Here is a 17,234-nt window from a genome sequence, read left to right as displayed (position 1 = left end):
GTCTTTTGCAGCACACGGTCGTTCGGGCCAATCGGGAAGGCGTCCTGCATCCAATGCAGACGGTTCATCAAGGCGCCGTGTTCGTTCATCACGCCTTTGGGTTGGCCGGTGGAACCGGAGGTGTAGAGCACGTAGGCCAGGTCGTGGGCCTCAACACTGATCGGCTCGAAGGCTTCAGCGTTTGGCAATGCCTCCAGCGTCCAGGCGTCATGCCCGGCTGGCAGGCGCGATAGCCATTGTGCTTGGGTCAAGGTGACCCGGGCGTCGGCGTCTTCGATCAGGAACGCCAGGCGCACGGCAGGCAACGCTGGGTCCAGCGGCAGCCACGCGGCGCCGGCATGGACGATGCCGAGCAAGACCACGACCATCTCCACCGAACGTTCCATGCACACCGGCACGATGCTGTCGGTGCCCACGCCGGCGGCGCGCAGGGCGCGGGCGACGGCTTGTGCCCGTTGGTCCAGCTCGGCATAAGTCAGGCGCTGGCCTTCGAACACCAGCGCCGGGGCGTTGGGGCTCAGGGCGGCTTGTTGGCTCAGGGCGGTGTGCAGGTTGGTTGGGCCGCTGTAGTGGCGGTCGGTGGCGTTCCACTCGATCAACTGGCGATGACGCTCTACCGCCGGCAACGGTGTCCAATCCCTGAGGCGGGTTTGTGGTGCTTCGAGCATGGCCTCCAGCAGTTGTTGCCACTGTTCCAGCCAACGCCGGGCGGTGGTTTCGCTGAACAGCGCGGCGCGGTATTCCAGCAACACCGACAGCACCTCGCCGTCATGCACTTCCCAGTTCAGGTCGTACTTGGTGGCCTGGGCGGTCACGGCGCGTTCGCTGACTTGCAACTGCGGCCATGGCTGGCTCGACGAATCGGCGTTCTGCATGGCGAACAGCACTTGGAACAGCGGCGTCTGACCGAGGCTGCGCGAAGGTTTCAAATGCTCGACGACCTGGTCGAAGGGCACGTCCTGATGCTGCTGGGCATCCAGCACACGGTTGCGCACCTGGCCCAGCAAACCTTCGAAATCCAGCGCCGGATCAAGGTCGGCACGCATGACCACGGTGTTGACGAAGCAGCCGATCAGCGGCTGCAGCTCAGCGAATGGACGCTGGGCCACCGGGCTGCCAACGCGCACATCACGCTGGTTGGCGTAGCGGCCCAACAGCAACTGCGCAGCGCCGAGCATGAGCATGTACAGCGTGGCACCACGCTGTTGGGCGAACTGCCGCAGGCGTTCCACCAGGGCAGGCGGCAATTGCAGTTGCACCGCGCCGGCCGCCGGGGCGAGCTGGTTTGGCCGGCCCTGTTCGGTTGGCAGGTCCAGCAGGTAGTCGCCGTCCTCCAGTTGGTTGCGCCAGTATTCCAGTTGGCTGCTGAACGCGGTCTGTTGAGCGGGTTCGCGCTGCCAGAGGGCGTAATCGGGGTATTGCAGCGCCAGCCCTGGCAGTGCCGCCGGGGTGCCCTGGCACTGGGCGGTGTAGAGCTGTCGCAGTTCATCCAGCAGGTTCTGGCTGGAGGCGTCGTCGGTGGCGCAGTGGTGCACGCTGAGCAACAGCAGCGACTGTGCAGCGCCGCTGCGTTGCAGCAGCATGGCACGGACCGGCACTTCGGCGGCGAGGTCGAAGCGGCGGCCGGTTTCTGCGTGGATCGCGGCGCCGGTCAGTTGCTGCCATTGCTCGTCGCTGGTCGCTTGCAGTGCCGTTACCTGCACACTGATATCGACCTGCGGTTCGATCACCAGCGCCAACTCGCCGTCGCTCTCGCGCACGATGCGGCTGCGCAGGATCTCGTGGCGTTGGACCACGCTGTTCAGGGCCGTGCGCAGGGCCTGGACGTTGAGTTCGCCGTCCAGTTGCACGGCGCTGACCACGTTGTACTCGCCACCGCCGGTGCTCAGTTGTTCAAGGAACCACAAGCGTTGCTGTTCGAACGACAGCGGCAGGCGCGGCGGACGCGCTGCCGGGACAAAGGTCGCCGCCGGGGCGTGCAGGGGATCGCCCAGCAGCGCGGCCAAGGCGTCGAGGGTCGGGTGTTCGAACACCGCCCGCAACGGCGGCACGCTGGCGAACTGTTGGCGCAGGCGGGCAAACAGCGTCGCCGCCAGCAGCGAGTGGCCGCCGAGGTAGAAGAAATGGCTGTCTCGGCCGATCTGCGACGACGGCATCTTCAGCAGTTCGGCCCACAAGGCCGCCAGTTGCTGTTCGGCGGCACTGCGGGGCGGATCGAGGGCGTCTGGCGCGGCTTGGATGTCCGGGGCCGGCAAGGCCTTGCGGTTGAGTTTGCCGTTGTCGGTCAGCGGCAGTTCATCGAGCAGCACGAATGCCGAGGGCACCATGTAGTCGGGCAGGGCGGCGCCAATGGTTTTGCGCCAGGCGTGGATGTCGGCTTGCTGGTCGCACGTCACGTAGGCGACCAGGCGCTTGTCGCCGGGCACGTCTTCACGGGCCAGTACCACGGCCTGGCGCACGCCCGGTTGGGCGCCGATCAAGGTTTCTATTTCCCCCAGTTCGACACGGAAACCACGGATCTTCACTTGATGATCCATGCGTCCCAGGTATTCGAGCTGGCCGTCGGGCAACCAGCGCACCAGGTCGCCGGACTTGTACATCCGTGCCCCGGCCACCGCTGAGAACGGGTCTTCGATGAACACCTTCGCGGTCTGTTCGGCGCGGTTGAGGTAACCCAGGGTCACGCCGGCACCGCCGATGTGCAGCTCCCCCGGGACGCCCACCGGCATCGGGTTGAGGAAGGCATCGAGCACGTAGGTGCGCACGTTGGCGATAGGCCGGCCGATGATTGGCCGCTGCGGGAAGTCGTCCACCGCGCAACCGGTAGCATCCACCGTGCATTCGGTCGGGCCGTAGGTGTTGAAGAAGCGGCTGCCGGCAATCGACGGCAGGCGTTGCCACAGTTGCGCGTCCACCGCATCGCCACCGAACAGCACGAAGCGCGGCAGGTACACCTCGCCACGCCGAACGCCGTCGCTTTCAAGCAGAGCCTTGAGCTGTGCCGGGGTGCATTCGAAGGCGTCCAGGCGGGTGTCGCGGAAGAAACCGGCCAGGGCCTCGGGGTCGTAGCGCACGTCTTCCGGGGTCAGGTACAGGCTGTGGCCGTCGAGCAACAGGATCAGCTCGGCCACCGAACTGTCGAAGGCGAACGAGTAGTTGAAGCTGGTGCGCATCGGCTGGTCGGTGTAGCGGCGATACAAGCCATGGATACGCGCCCAGGCCAGGTTGACCACCGAACCGTTGGTCACCAAGGTGCCCTTGGGCTTACCGGTCGAACCGGAGGTGTACATGATGTAGGCCAGGTCTTGCGGCCCGGCGAGCGGGGCCGGGTTGCTGTCCGGCTGGTTGGCGAACAGGGCTGCGTCGCTGTCCAGGCGCAAGCGTGGCAGTTCGGCGCCCAGCTGTTCCAACAGGCCTTGCTGGCCGAGGAACAGTGCCGGTCGGGCGTCCTCGAGCATGTACGCCAGGCGATCCACCGGGTAGGTCGGGTCCAGCGGCACATAGGCGCCACCGGACTTGAGGATGCCCAGCAGGCCGACCAGCAGTTCCAGCGAACGCTCGACACACAGCGCCACCGGGCTGTTGGCGCCGACGCCGCGGCTGCGCAGGTAATGCGCGACCTGGTTGGCGCGCCGGTTGAGTTCGCCGTAGCTCAGGCTGCGGCCTTCGAAGCACAGGGCGTCACGTTCCGGGGTACGTTCGGCCTGTTGTTCGAACAACTGGGCGAAGGTCAGGTGTGTCGGCACCGCCATCTCGGTGCGGTTCCACTCGACCACGGTGCGTTGCCATTCCGCTTCCATCAGCAGCGGCAAGGCCGCGACCGGACGCTGCGGCTCGGCGAGCATGTGTTCGAGCAGGTGTTCCAGGCGTGCCAGGGTCTGGCGGGCGCTGTCGGCGACGAACAGGTCGAGGGCGAACATCAGCTCCAGCTGGATCGGCGCATTGGCCGGGCACAGCACGTGCAGGTCCAGGTCGCATTCGGAGTGCCGCAGCGGCGTGTCCAGGGCTTCGAATGCCAGCCCGGGGAAGCGCAACCGCGACTCCATGGCCAGTTGCTGGGCGACCATCACCTGGTACAGCGGCGCATGGCTGAGGCTGCGGGGCAGTTGCAGGCTGTCCACCAGTTGCTCGAAGGGCAGGTCCTGATGCAGCAGGCCACTGCGCAGACGTTCGGCCACCTGTTTGACCAGGGCGGTGAAGCCGGCTTGCGGCTCGAAGTCCGCACGGATCGCCAGGTTGTTCAACAAAATGCCCAGCAGGCCTTCGGTGCCTGGCTGTTCACGGTGGGTGACCGGGGTGCCGACCAGCACCGTGGCATCGCCGCTCAAACGGTGCATCAGCACGGCGAAGCCGGCGAACAGGACGGTGAACGGCGTGGTGCCGAGGCGGCTGGCAAAGGCCTGTACCCGAGTGCTGAGGTCGGCGCTGAGTTCACGCTGCACGATCCCGGCGCGGTAGCTTTGCACCGGCGGCCGGGGATGATCGGTGGGCAAGGCCAGCAACGGGCTGGCGTCGCTGTCGCGCCGGTCCAGGGTGGTGGTCCAGTAGTCGAGTTGGCGCTTGAGTTCGGCGCCTTGCAGGTGTTCGCGTTGCCAGAGGGCGAAGTCGGCGTATTGCAGCGCCAGGGCCGGCAGTTCGGCGGGAGCGCCGTTGCAACGGGCTTCATAACCCAGGGCCAGCTCGCGCAGGGCGATGGTGGCCGACCAGGCGTCCGAGACCAGGTGATGCAGGGCGATGCCGAGCACGTGCTCGCCCGGCGCCAGGCGCAGCAAGCGCGCACGCAGCAGCGGCGGGCAGGTCAGGTCGAACGGCTGCTCGAAGGTGTCTTGCAGGGCATTGAACTGCGCGCCGGCGCGAGCGGTGGCGGTCAGCCCCGACAAGTCTTCGAAGGGCAGCGCGATGTCCAGCGCTGGGCTGATGCGCTGGCACGGCACGCCGTCGGTGCTGTGGATGCCGGTGCGCAGGATTTCGTGGCGTACCAGCAGGTCGTTCAGGCTGGCGTGCAGCGCCTCGACATTGAGTTCACCCTTGAGGTGCAGGGCGAACGGGATGTTGAACAGGGTGGTGCCCGGCGTCAGTTGCTCGATGAACCACAGGCGTTGTTGCGAGAACGACAGCGGCAGCAACGTCGGGCGTGGCTGGGCCTTGGGCACGCTGATCGCGCTGGCTTGCGGTGCGGCGGCCTGGGCCTGGCGTGCGGCGATGGCCACGGCCAGCAAGGCCACGGTCGGCTGTTCGAACAGCACCCGCAACGGCAGGTCGAGCTTGAATTGAGTGCGCAGGCGGGCAACGATCTGGGTCGCCAGCAGCGAGTGTCCGCCGAGGGTGAAAAAGTTGTCTTCCACGCCCACCGTATCGCGTCCCAGGACCTCGGCCCAGATCGACGCGACGGTGGTTTCCAGCGCGTTGCGCGGGGCGATGCTTTGCTGGGTGTCGGCCTGCCAGTCCAGCTCCCGGGCGGCCAGGGTCTTGCGATCGACCTTGCCGTTATTGTTCAGGGGCAGTTTGTCCAGGCAGACGAAGGCCGCCGGCACCATGTACGGCGGCAGTTGCGTGCGCAGGTGTTCGCTCAGGCCGTCGCTGCCCTGGGTCTCGTCATGGGCCGACCAGTACGCCACCAGCCAGGCTTCGCCGACGGTGTTTTCCCGCAGCAGGACGGCGGCTTCGCGTACGTTGGGGTGCTGGGCGAGACGGTGTTCGATTTCCGTCAGTTCGATCCGGTGCCCGCGCAGTTTTACCTGCTGGTCGCGGCGGCCGAGGTATTCGATCACCCCGTCTGCACGCCAGCGTCCCAGGTCACCGGTGCGGTACAGGCGACCTTCAAATTGAGGGTGTTCGATAAACGCGTCTGCGGTGCGCTGCGGGTCGTGCAGATAACCGCGGCCAACGCCGACGCCGCCGACACAGATTTCCCCGGCCACGCCCACCGGCACCGGACGCAGGGCTTCGTCCAGCACATACAGGCGGTTGTTGGCCGTCGGTTGGCCGATGGGCATGTGGCTGACCTCGGCCCCCGGTGCTGTGAAGATCGGCTGGAAGGCCACGTCGTCGGCGCATTCGGCCGGCCCGTAGGCGTTCATCAGGGCGATGTCGGGGAACCGTGCGAACCAGTCGCGGGCCACGGTCGGCGGCAGGGCTTCGCCGGTAGGCAACACCCAGCGCAGGTCCGGCAGTTGCAAGTCGCACGGGCACAGCGCGAGCAAGGTGCGCATCAGGCTCGGGACGATTTCCAGCACGTTCAGGCGCTCGCTGGCGAGCACTTGCAACAGGCGTTGCGGGTCGTGGGCGACTTCATCCGGAAGAATGTGCACCGTGGCACCGAGCACCGGCGCGGCGAGGAACTGCCACACCGAGATGTCGAACGCCACCGAGGCGGTCTGGGGAATCCGGTCGGCGGCGCTGAGCCCCAGGGCCGGTACTTTGCCGAAGATGTTGTTGAGCATGCCGCGCTGTTCGATCATCACGCCCTTCGGCGTGCCGGTCGAACCCGAGGTGAACAGCACGTAGGCCAGGCTGTCGGGGTTTGCGAGCACCGGCAGTGGCGCATCGTTGCCGGACGTCCAGCAGGCTTCGGCGAACAGCGCCTCGGGTGCCTGGTCGAGGCCGCTGAGCAGTTGATCGAGCAGGCCGCTGCAGGCTTCGCTGGCAACCAGGAGCGGGGCGCGGGACAGCCCGAGGATTTCCCGCAGGCGCTCGGGCGGGTGATTGACTTCAAGGGGCAGCATCGCCGCACCGGCCTTGAACACGGCCAGCATCATGGTCAACAGCGCCAGGCCACGGGGGGCCACCAGCGCAACCAGTTGGTCTTCAGCGGCGCCGGCCTCGCGCAAGGCGTGGGCCAGGCGTGTGGAGCGCAGGTCCAGCTCGGCGTAGGTCAGCAACTCCCCGTCGCAGGTCGCGGCGACCTGATCACTGCGCTGGGCGACCTGGGCGGCAAACAGCTCGGCGTAGCTTTGCTCCAGCGGAAAATCATGCGGGTTGAGCGCCCACTCACCCAGCAACTGCTGGCGTTCTTCGGCGGCCAGCAGCTCAAAGCTGGCCAACGGCGCCTCGGGTGCGGCGAGCATGCTGCGCACCAGGCTGGCGATGTGGCCCAGCAGGCGTTGCACGGTGGCGGCTTCGAAACGTTCGCGGTCATAGGAGACGCGGATGCCCAGCTGTTCACCCGGCAGGATCACCACGGTCAAGCCGTAGTGGGTGTGCACGCTGTGGTCCATGCCTTCGAGGCTGAACTGGAAGCCGCCTTCGAGAATCTGTTCGTCGATGGGCGCGTTTTCGAACACCAGGATGCTGTCGAACAGGGTTTCGCCCCGGGGGAAATCGCTCCAACCCTGGATGTCGGTCAAGGGCGTGTGTTCGAAGTCGCGCATGTCGACGTTGAGCTTTTGCAGGTCGCCCAGCCAACTGCCGAGCGCGGCGTTCGGGTCCACCGAAACCCGCAGCGGCAAGGTGTTGATGAACAGGCCGATCATTTCCGCAACGCCGGTCAGGTCGGCCGGACGCCCAGCCACGGTGACGCCGAAGACCACGTCCTGCTGCCCGCTGTAACGTGACAGCAGCAGCGACCAGACGCCCTGGAAGAACGTGTTCGGGGTGATCCGGCGACTGCGGCAGAACGCCGCCAGTGCCTGGGTTTGCTGTTCGTCGAGGTGGATCAGTTGGTCGTCCACCAGCACCGCATCGGTGTAGCGGTCGCGGGTCACGCCGTTGTCCACGGTCAGTGGCGTGGGGGCATTGAGACCTTGCAGCTGGCCGCGCCAGAACTGTTCGGCCTTGCCCGCATCCTGGCGTTGCAGCCACTGGATGTAATCGCGAAACGGCCGCGGGCTTTTCAGCTCTGGCGTGCGGTCGTTGCACAGTGCTTCGTAGACTTTGAGGAAGTCCACGGTCACCAGGGAAATGCACCAGGCGTCCATCAGGATGTGGTGGAAGCTGCGAATGAACTCGTAGGATTCATCGCCCAGGCGCACCAACCGGAAGCGAATCAGCGGAGGCTTGGACAGGTTGAAGCCGACTTTCTGCTCGTCTTCCAGCAGCGTACGGATCCGCGCTTCCTGCTCATGGGGGGCGAGCCCGCGCAGGTCGAGGGTATCCAGCGGTACCTTGACCTGGCGATGGATCACCTGCACCGGTTGCTTCTGGCTTTTCCACTGGAAACTGGCGCGCAGGGAAGGGTGCAGCGCCACCACCTGGCGCCACGATTCGAGGAACGCCCCTTCATCGATGGCCCCGCCGATGCGGTAGCGATCCTGCATCAGGTACACACCGGAGTCTTCGTGCAGCAGGGAGTGGAACAGCATCCCTTGTTGCAGCGGCGACAGCGGGTAAATGTCTTCGATCGGGTTGCCGGTGGTTTTTTCGGTGGTCATTGAAAGCGTCCTGCGTAAAAAGGGGCAACGGTGATGGCGGGGCGACGGGACGAGCCGCTCACAGGTCGGCCTCGTCCAGTTCGGCCATCAGCGCTTGCATTTCGTCATCGGACAGGCCCGAGGCGCTGAACTCGGTGCTGTCGGCTTGCGGCTCGGCGGCGCTCGGCGCCAGCGGTTGCGCGACCTCGGCCATGGCCGCGATGGTCTGGCGTTCGAAGACTTGCTTGGCCGACAGCGCGATGCCTTGCTCGTGAGCCTGGGCCACCACTTGCAGGCTCAGGATCGAGTCGCCGCCGATGGCGAAAAAGTTGTCGGTGACGCTCACCGTCGAGAGCTTCAAGACCTTGGCGACGATGGCTTGCAGGGCGGTTTCCATGGCGTTGCGCGGCGCCACGTGGGCGCTTTCGTCGAACGAGTCGGGGTCGGGCAATTGGCGGGTGTCGAGCTTGCCGTTGGGCGTGCGCGGAAAGCTCGCCAGGGTCAGCACCAGGGCCGGCACCATGTATGACGGCAGGCGCTCGCCGAGGAAACGCTTGATCGCCTCGGAGTCCGGTGCGTAGCCGTGGGCGGCCAGGATGTAGGCGAGCAGGCGCTTGCCGGCGGCGTGTTCCTGGACGATCACCGCGGCTTCGCGCACGTCGCTGTGGCTGCACAACTGGCGTTCGATTTCACCCAGCTCGATGCGGTAGCCGCGCACCTTGACCTGATGGTCCTTGCGCCCCAGGAACGCCAGGCGCCCGTCGGCCAACCAGCACGCCAGGTCGCCCGTACGGTAGGCGCGAGTGCCGTCGGCCAGGGTGACGAAGGCCTTGGCGGTTTCTTCGGGTTTGTGGCGATAGCCGCGGGCCAGGGTCGGGCCGGCGAGGACGATTTCCCCTGGCTCGCCGATGCCGCAGGCGCTGTCGAATTCGTTCAGCAGGCGCAGGTCCATGCCGGCGATGGGGCGGCCAATGCTGACGTTCCGGTTGGGCTCCAGCACCTCATAGGTGGCCCAGACGGTGGCTTCGGTAGGACCGTATTCGTTCACCAGCCGGGCGTGGGGCAAGGTCTTGCTGTGTTGCGCGATCAGTGATGGCGGGCAGGCTTCACCGGCGACGATCCAGCAGGCGAGGCTGTCGGTGCCTGGGCTGCGCTGCAATTGATCGAGCAGGGCCTGGTACAGCGATGGCAGCGACAGACCGTGGCTGACCTGATGCCGGGCAATCAGTTGCGCCAGGCGGGACATTTCCAGCTCTTCCCCCGGGGCAGGCAAGACCAGGCGTCCGCCTTGGGCCAGGGTCCAGAAAATCCCGGCGACCGAGCTGTCGAAGGCAAACGACGACAGCAGCAGGTAGGCGCGCACCGGGGTGTCATAGGTGGTCATGCGCACCTGGGTCGAGAAGCTCAGTGCGCCGTGGCTGATTTCCACGGCTTTCGGCGCACCGGTAGAGCCCGAGGTGTAGATCAAGTAGGCGAGGTCGTTCGCGTCCGGCAACGGCAGCGCCGGCCAATCGCCGAGGTCCGGCGCTGCCAGGTCATCCAGCACGAAACGTTGCAGGTTGGCCGGCACGCTGTCGGCCAGTTTGGCGCTGACCACGATGTGGGCAATGGCGCTGTCGGCGAGCATGTAGGCGCGGCGGTCGGCTGGGTAGGTCGGGTCGATCGGCACGTAGGCGCCACCGGCTTTCAATACGGCGAGCATGGCGACAATGGCCGCGTTGCTGCGGGCGAACAGGATGCCGACGGGCACGCCAGGACCGATCCCGGCGGCGACCAGTCGATGGGCCAGTTGCGTGGCGCAGGCGTCGAGGCGGCTGTAGCTCAGGTCACCGTCCTGGTCGCTGAGGGCGATGGCGTCCGGTTGCTGGCGAACCTGGCGGGCAATCAGTTCCACCAGCGTCACCGGTTCGATGGACGGCACGCTCGTGCTGGTGCCGATCAACTGCGATTGCAGCGTTCCACCCAGGGGCAGTTGGGCCCAGGCCCGTTGCGGTTCCGCCACGGTGCCTTGCAGCAGTTGCAGCCATTGCTCGGCGAGGCAGCCGGCGGCTTCGGCGCTGAGGAGGTGGCGGTCGTAAACCAGCTGCGCGTGCAGGCTGTCGGGCAACCGGCGTACGTTCAGGCACGCCTTCAGTGGGTTCATCACCGCGCTGGCATGACGCTCCTGGGCATCGCCCGAGCGCCAGGCAAAGGCATAGCCGGTGTTGAGGTGGCCGGTGTAATAGTCTTGCCAACCGACTGCCCGCTCCAGGGTGGCGGCCACTTGCGTGCTTTGTTCCCGCAGGGTTACCTGGGCATCCAGTTCGATGCTCACGGGCAGGCACTGCTCGAACAGGCCCAGGGTGTTTTCCAGTTCCGCGCCGCGACTTTCATGGATCAGGGTGAGCGGCACCTGTTGCTGGCCGGCCAATCGTCCCAGTACCGCCGCCCATGCCGCGAGCAGCAGGTCCGGGGTCAGGGTCGGGTGACGGGCGAGGTCGCTCGGCAGGCTCAGGTCCAGTCGGGTCGGCGCGAACCCGCCATCGAGGGCCACTTCGAGCGGCAGCTGCAAGGTGGCCTGTTCGGTTTCGCCCGAGGGTTTCCAGAAACTCACGCCCGGATGGTCCGGCGCGTCTTCAACCAGGCTCCAGCGCCATTCGGCGTAGTCGGCGTACTGCAAGGTGTCGGCCAGGTCCGTGGTGATGTCTTGCTGCAATGCACCGGCCAGCCACTTCAGGCTGGCGAGGTCGAAGTGGCTGCTGGCCGCCGCCAGGTCCAGGACCGCATGTTCATCGGACAGCCGCACCAAGGTCACCCACAGTGGCGTCGTCCAATCGCGGGGCTGGGCAGCGAGCCGGGCCAGCGTGGCGTCCTGATCGGCACGGCTGTGCTGGCGCAGGTCCTGGAGATTCACCGCCAGCGGCGCGGTTTCGTCGATCACCTGCACCGGGTGGCGCAGGCCGGGCACGGGCATCAGGCGCGTGCGCAGGATTTCACTGCCGGCCACCAGGGCTTGCAAGCGGTTGTTCAGTGCAGCGACGTCCAGCGGCTGTGACAGCGACCATTGCAAATGGCAGCTGAACGGGTGCTCCGCCGCGCCGTTGATGTGGGGGTAAACCGATGCCTGTTGCGGCGAAATACGAAAACCTTGAAGTCCGCTCATGTTCATCTCGACTGGAAAAGGGCTTGAGCCTGGATCACCGCACAGACGTCGGGGCTTGCTGGACACGTGTCAGGCAAGCCTCCTGCGAACGGCGGGTGGCCCCGTTGAATGTCAGACGGCAACGTCGCTCGACAGCAGGGCTTCAGCCATGCCGGTCATGATGGCGCGCTTGCCGGTAAAGGGTTCGCGACCGTGCACGGCGAGCATGTTGTCGATGAACAACACGTCCCCCTGTTGCCAACTGAACCGCACCAGCGAGTCGAGGTAGGCTGTACGCAGCGATTCCAGGACCTGCGGCTCGATGGGTTCGCCGTCGCCATAAAAGGTGTTGGTGGGCAGGTCGAGGTCGTTGAAGTTGCTTTGCAGCGAATCGCGGATTCGCTCAGGCAGGGTGCTGATGTGGAAGAACGTGGCGTGGTTGAACCAGACCTCTTCGCCGGTGCGCGGGTGGCGCACCACGGCCGGCCCGCGTTGGCGGGTGCGCAGGCGATTGTTGTCTTTCCACTCCACTTCGATGCCGACGCTGGCGCAGTAGGCCTCCACTTCGCCGCGGTCTTCGGACTGGAACACGGTCTGCCATGGCAGGCCGAAACCGTCGCCGTAGTTGCGCACGTACAGCACGCCTTTTTCCCGGAACCGCGCTTCGATCTGCGGGCTGATCCTGGCCTTCACGGCGCGGGTCGAACCAATCGGTGTTTCACCACCGGTCTCGGACGGCAGTTGGCAATAGAAGAACAGCCGCAGTGGAAAACGCGGCGAATAGGAGTGCTCGTTGTGGGGGAAAATCATCTGGTCGGCCGGGTAGTCGGTCGAGGTGTAGATGTTGCCGCCGACCCGTGTCCGGGGCGAGGCGCGGAACATGTATTCCAGAGCGCCGGGAGAGAGGGCGGCGATCACCTGGTCGAACTGCTCGACGGACGCGACGTTGAAGCCGCGAAACAGCAGGGCGCCGTACTGCAGCAGTTTCTGTTCCAGCGACTCGCGTTCCCGGGCGGCCCAGGCGATCAGGTCGACGCCGCTGACCGCCGGTTCGATCACCAGGGGCAGGGCGTGGTCCGGGCTGAGCAGGCGCTCGGTGACCAACTGTTGTTCCGAGACGCTCATGGCTTTGCGACGCACGGCGCCAAGGGCGCGTGGCGATGGGGGCACGATAGACATAATTGGCATCCGACTCGGTTAAAGGGACAAGGAGCGACGTTTGGCTTGCATCATCTGGCTGCGACCGGCCAGCGCCTGTGACTGTTGTCGCTCACGGGCAAAGGCCTGGTCCCAGGTGTCGATGCGCTCGGCCAATGCCGGCAGCGGCTCGTCCAACAGGGTGTGTAGCTGTTCCAGCAGGCCCGTCCACAGGTGTTGCAGGCGCAGGGCACGCTGCTGGTCGAAGTATTCGCCGCGATACTTGAGGGTCGCGGCGAGGCCTTCGCTGCCGTGCACGAGGTCGAGCACCAGGTGGAAATCTCCCGGTGCCTGGGCCACGTCCAGCGCGGACAGTTGCGCGCCGGCGATGGCGGTCGGGGTCACCCGTGACGGTTGATAGTTGAGCTTGACCTGGAACAGCGGCGAGTGACCGGGGTGGCGTTGCGGCGCGAGGGCCGAGACCACCAAGTCGAAAGGCAGGCCTTGATGGGCATAGGCCAGGCGCGCTTCATCGCGAACCCGCTCAAGGAAACCGGCCAGGGTCGGTTCGCCACGCAAGTCGCAACGCAGGGTCAGCTGGTTGACGAAGAAGCCGATGACGTCGCTGTGCTCGGCCAGTGGCCGGCCGCTGACGTCGGTGCCCAACAGGAATTGCTGCTGGCCGCCCAGTTGCTTGAGCACCAGTTGGTAGCTGGCCTGCAACAGCATGAACAAGGTCATGCCTTGCTCGCGGGCCAACTCAGCCAAGCGCTCGCAGCGGGCCTGGGGCACGCTGAAGTCCAGGCTGTGTTCGCCCGGGGCCTGGCCGCTGCCACCGAGTTCCAAGGTTTGCGGCATGCCGGCCAGGTGTCCGCGCCAGAAGTCCTGCTCGGTGGCGATCCGTTGTTCGCTCCAGTACCGGGCTTCCCATTGGGCGAAGTCGAGGTATTGCCCCGGCAGCCCCACGTCCGTCGAGCCAGCCAGTTCCGCCAGCAGCACTTGCGCCGAACGCCCATCGAAGGCGATGTGGTGCAGGGTCAGCAGCAGGTCATGCTGTTGCTCATGTCGGCTAAGCAACTGTGCTCGCAGCAGCGGGCCGGCTTGCAAATCGACAGGGGTGGCGTGTTCGTGGGCCAGGTGCTCGCTCAGCGCCCGCTGTTGCTGCGCTTCATTCTGTTCACGCAAATCATGATGGACCAGTGCTACCGCCGTGGCCGGCAACACCTGTTGTTGCGGGCCATCGACACCGTCGCGGTACACCGTGCGCAACACGCCATGCCGCTCGACCAGCGTGTTCAAGCGCAGGGCCAGCGTCTCGATGTCCAACGGCCCTTGCAGGCGCAGATGCAGCACCAGGTTGTGGCGGGTGTCGTCCGGGTTCAGTTGGCGCAGGAACCACAGGCGACGCTGGGCGAACGACTGATGGCCCTGGATGAGGTTGGCCTGCTCGGTCGAGGCTTCGGCCGTGGGCGCCGGTTCATTCAGGAAACCTTGCAGGGCCAGCGCCCATTGCCCGAGGGTGGTGCCCCCGAACAGGCTTTGGGTATCGAGGTTCCAGCCCAGGTCCCGGTGCAGGCGCGCAGAGAAGTCGGCCACGCCGATGGAGTCCAGGCCCTGGCCGATCAGGCTGCGTTCGAAGTGGGCCGACAAATACGGGTTGACCGCGTGCAGCGTCTGTTCCAGCCATTGGCGGCAGGCAATCTGGGCCTGTTGCGGCGTTTCGGCCACCAGGTGCTTGAACTGGACAAGGTCAAGGGTCTCGCTGTGCGAGGCATGCTGGCCACCGCTCTGGGCGATAATGCTCAACGTGCCCGCGGCCAGTTGTTTGCGTGCGCCTTGACGGGCGATCTTGCCGCTGGTGGTCATCGGGATGGTGCCGGCTTGCACCAGCACAATCTGGTCGATGCCGCAGTCGGCGACTTCGCGCACGGCGTTTTGCATCGACGCGAACAGCGCCGGATGATGCGCCGGGTCGACGAACTTGCGCTGCGGCTCGGCGACGATCACCAGTTTCTCGCGGCCCAGGGCCGGGTCCATTTCCGAGAAGGCGGCGATGCGGCCGGTGCGGATGCCTGGCTCGGCGTCGGTAATGGCGAATTCGATGTCGTGGGGGTAGAGGTTGCGTCCGTTGAGAATCAGCAGGTCCTTGAGGCGTCCGCAGATCACCACCTGGCCTTCGTGCATGAAACCCAGGTCGCCGGAGCGCAGGTAATGCTCCGATGAACCGACAATCCGTGCTTCAAAGGCTTCGCGAGTGGCCTCGGGGTTCTTCCAATAGGACTCGGCGTTGCTCGGGCCCTTGAGCCAGACTTCGCCGATGCGGTCGGCGGCGCAGCGCTCAAAGGTGTGCGGGTCGACGATGGCGATGCTATGCAGGGCTTGCGGGTAACCGCAGGCGACGAACTCCACGGCGGCGGCATCGGCCATCGCCAGGGCCACGCGACCGGTTTCCAGCACGGCCTTGTCCAAGCGCAGCACCACCGGCAGCGCATCGGCCGGCGTGGCGCTGACGCACAGGGTCGCTTCGGCCTGGCCGTAACCGGGGCTGATGGCCAACGGATTGAGGCCACACGCGGCAAAGCGCTGGGAGAACGCTTCCAGAGTGCCAGGATGGATCGGTTCGGCGCCGTTGATCGCGTGTTTCCAGGCGCTCAGGTCGAGCTGCGCGATCAGGTTGTCGCTGACTACGCGGTTGCACAGGGCATAGGCGAAGTTGGGGGCGAAACTGGCGGTGGCGTGGTAGCGACTCAGCGCCTGCAACCAGGTCGACGGCGCATTGACGAAGGTCTGGGACGCCATCAGGTAGCACGGCATGCCGCTGTAGAGTGGGGCCAGCATGCCGCCGATCAGGCCCATGTCGTGGTACAGCGGCAGCCAGTTGACCATGGCGCCGTGCTCATCGAACGCGTAGGCCTGGCGCATCAGCTCGACGTTGGCGATCAGGTTGCGTTGACGCACCTCGACGCCTTTTGGCGAGCCGGTAGAGCCCGAGGTGTATTGCAGGAAGGCCACGGTCGAACCGTCGATGGCCGGGCGTTGCCACTGGCTGGCCGGTGGCGTGCCCAGGTCCTGGACGGTCAGCACATCGACGCGTCCCTCCACCAGCTCCAGCAAGCCTTCGCAATAGTCTGCCGGTGCAAGAATCAGCGCCGGTTCGGCATCCACCACCACGTTGCGGACGCGATCGAGGTGGCGCGGCTTGCGCGACGGTGGTGGAAACAACGGCACGGCGATCAGCCCCGCATAGAGGCAGGCGCAGAAGGCGCGGGCGTAGTCGAGGCTGGTGGGCAGCATCAACAGCACCCGATCACCCGGTGCATAACGCGCTTGCAGCGCGGCCGCCAGGGATTGGGATTGCTCGTGCAGTTGGGCAAAGGTCAGGGTTTCGCCGATCTCTACGCCGTCCGGCAGAAAATGCAGGGCGGCACGCTGAGGGAAGTGCTGGGCGTTGGCTTCCAGCACGTCGATCCAGTGTTCGAATGAAAACATGTGCAATTCACGCCATGGCCACGATGACTTTGCGGTCACCGGTGAAAGGATTGCGACCGTGTGCAACCAGTCGGTTGTCGAGCATCAGGATATCGCCGGGCTGCCAGGGGAAACTGATGGCAGTCTCGCGGTAGACCTCGCGCACGGTGTCGAGCATGTCGTCGGCAATCGGCGAACCGTCGCCGAAATAGACATGGCGCGGCAGGTTCTCTTCACCCACCGCCGCCAGCAGGCTGGCGCGTACGCTAGGTTCGATGGCCGAGACATGGAACAGGTGCGCCTGGTTGAACCAGACCCACTCACCGGTCTCGGGATGCTGCTGCACGGCGGCGCAACGCTGGCGGGTGCGCAGGTCGCCATCGGCTTTCCATTCCCACTCGATGTCGTTGTCCTGGCAGTAGCGTTCGACCTGGGCGCGGTCCTGGGTGTTGAAGACTTTCTCCCAGGGCAGGTCCAGGGCGCGACTGTAGTTGCGCACGTAGAGCAACTCGCGGCTGGCGAACAGCTCGCGAATCTCGGCAGGCATGCGCTGGTAGATCAGGCGGCTATCGGCAATCGGGGTCTCGCCGCCGGTTTCACTGGCCTTGATGCAGTGGAACCAGATGCGCGAAGGCCAGGGACGGGTGTAGGCCTGTTCGTTGTGCAGCGGGATGAATTGATGGGCCGGATACTCGGTGGAGCTATAGACCCCGGCGAAGACTTTGCTGCGCGGTGTGGAGCCGAATTCGTAACTGGCCAGCGGTGCACCGAAGCTGGCAGCGAAGCGCTTGAAATCAATGGGCGTGGCGACGGTGAAACCGCGAAACAACACGCCGCCAACGGTACTCAGGAGATGGGCCAGGCTGTCGCGGATCGAAGTGTCCAGATCGTGGATCGACTGCCCCGATGTCCCCTGCACCAGCACGGGTAGCGACTGGGCGCTTGCATCCGTGGGCGCCATTGAAAAAAGCTCGGAACGCCCGTTCAGGTGTTCGATTGAGGTCATCCTTGTGCATCCTCTTTTGTCTTCTTCGACCAGTCACAAGACCATGAAAGCAGGGCAGCGGTCAGTGTTGTAGGACTTGTCTGTAATGTATGTAAGGCAATACAAGACGACATACTAGGTACAAATGAGATGGATTATCAATACTATTTATTTA

General features: G+C 65.5%; 5 protein-coding genes. All 5 read right to left on the bottom strand.

The features are described 5' to 3' along the window. Positions 1-8,369, bottom strand: an 8,369-nt coding sequence (locus AB4Z20_RS03080; protein WP_442089315.1) for an amino acid adenylation domain-containing protein, incomplete at its 3' end; no start/stop codon positions are given. A 58-nt stretch (positions 8,370-8,427) separates the two neighbouring features. Beyond that, positions 8,428-11,490, bottom strand: a complete 3,063-nt coding sequence (locus AB4Z20_RS03075; protein WP_442089314.1) for a non-ribosomal peptide synthetase — start codon at positions 11,488-11,490, stop codon at positions 8,428-8,430. Positions 11,491-11,601: 111 nt separating this feature from the next. Further along, positions 11,602-12,648 carry a TauD/TfdA family dioxygenase gene (locus tag AB4Z20_RS03070; protein WP_253473885.1) on the bottom strand — a complete coding sequence of 349 codons (1,047 nt, stop codon included), beginning with the start codon at positions 12,646-12,648 and terminating at the stop codon, positions 11,602-11,604. Positions 12,649-12,666: 18 nt separating this feature from the next. After that, complete coding sequence (locus AB4Z20_RS03065) at positions 12,667-16,095, bottom strand: condensation domain-containing protein (protein WP_442089313.1); 3,429 nt, start codon at positions 16,093-16,095, stop codon at positions 12,667-12,669. Between the two features lie 7 nt (positions 16,096-16,102). Further along, entirely contained in the window at positions 16,103-17,080 is a 978-nt protein-coding gene (locus tag AB4Z20_RS03060; protein ID WP_442089312.1) for a TauD/TfdA family dioxygenase, read from the bottom strand. Between the last annotated feature and the right edge of the window lie 154 nt (positions 17,081-17,234).

It is taken from the genome of Pseudomonas sp. KB_12 (assembly GCF_052114545.1).
Taxonomy (GTDB): Bacteria; Pseudomonadota; Gammaproteobacteria; order Pseudomonadales; family Pseudomonadaceae; genus Aquipseudomonas; species Aquipseudomonas brassicacearum.
The sequence above is the reverse complement of the archived record's forward strand: the minus strand, read 5'-3'. Positions and strand labels throughout refer to the sequence as shown.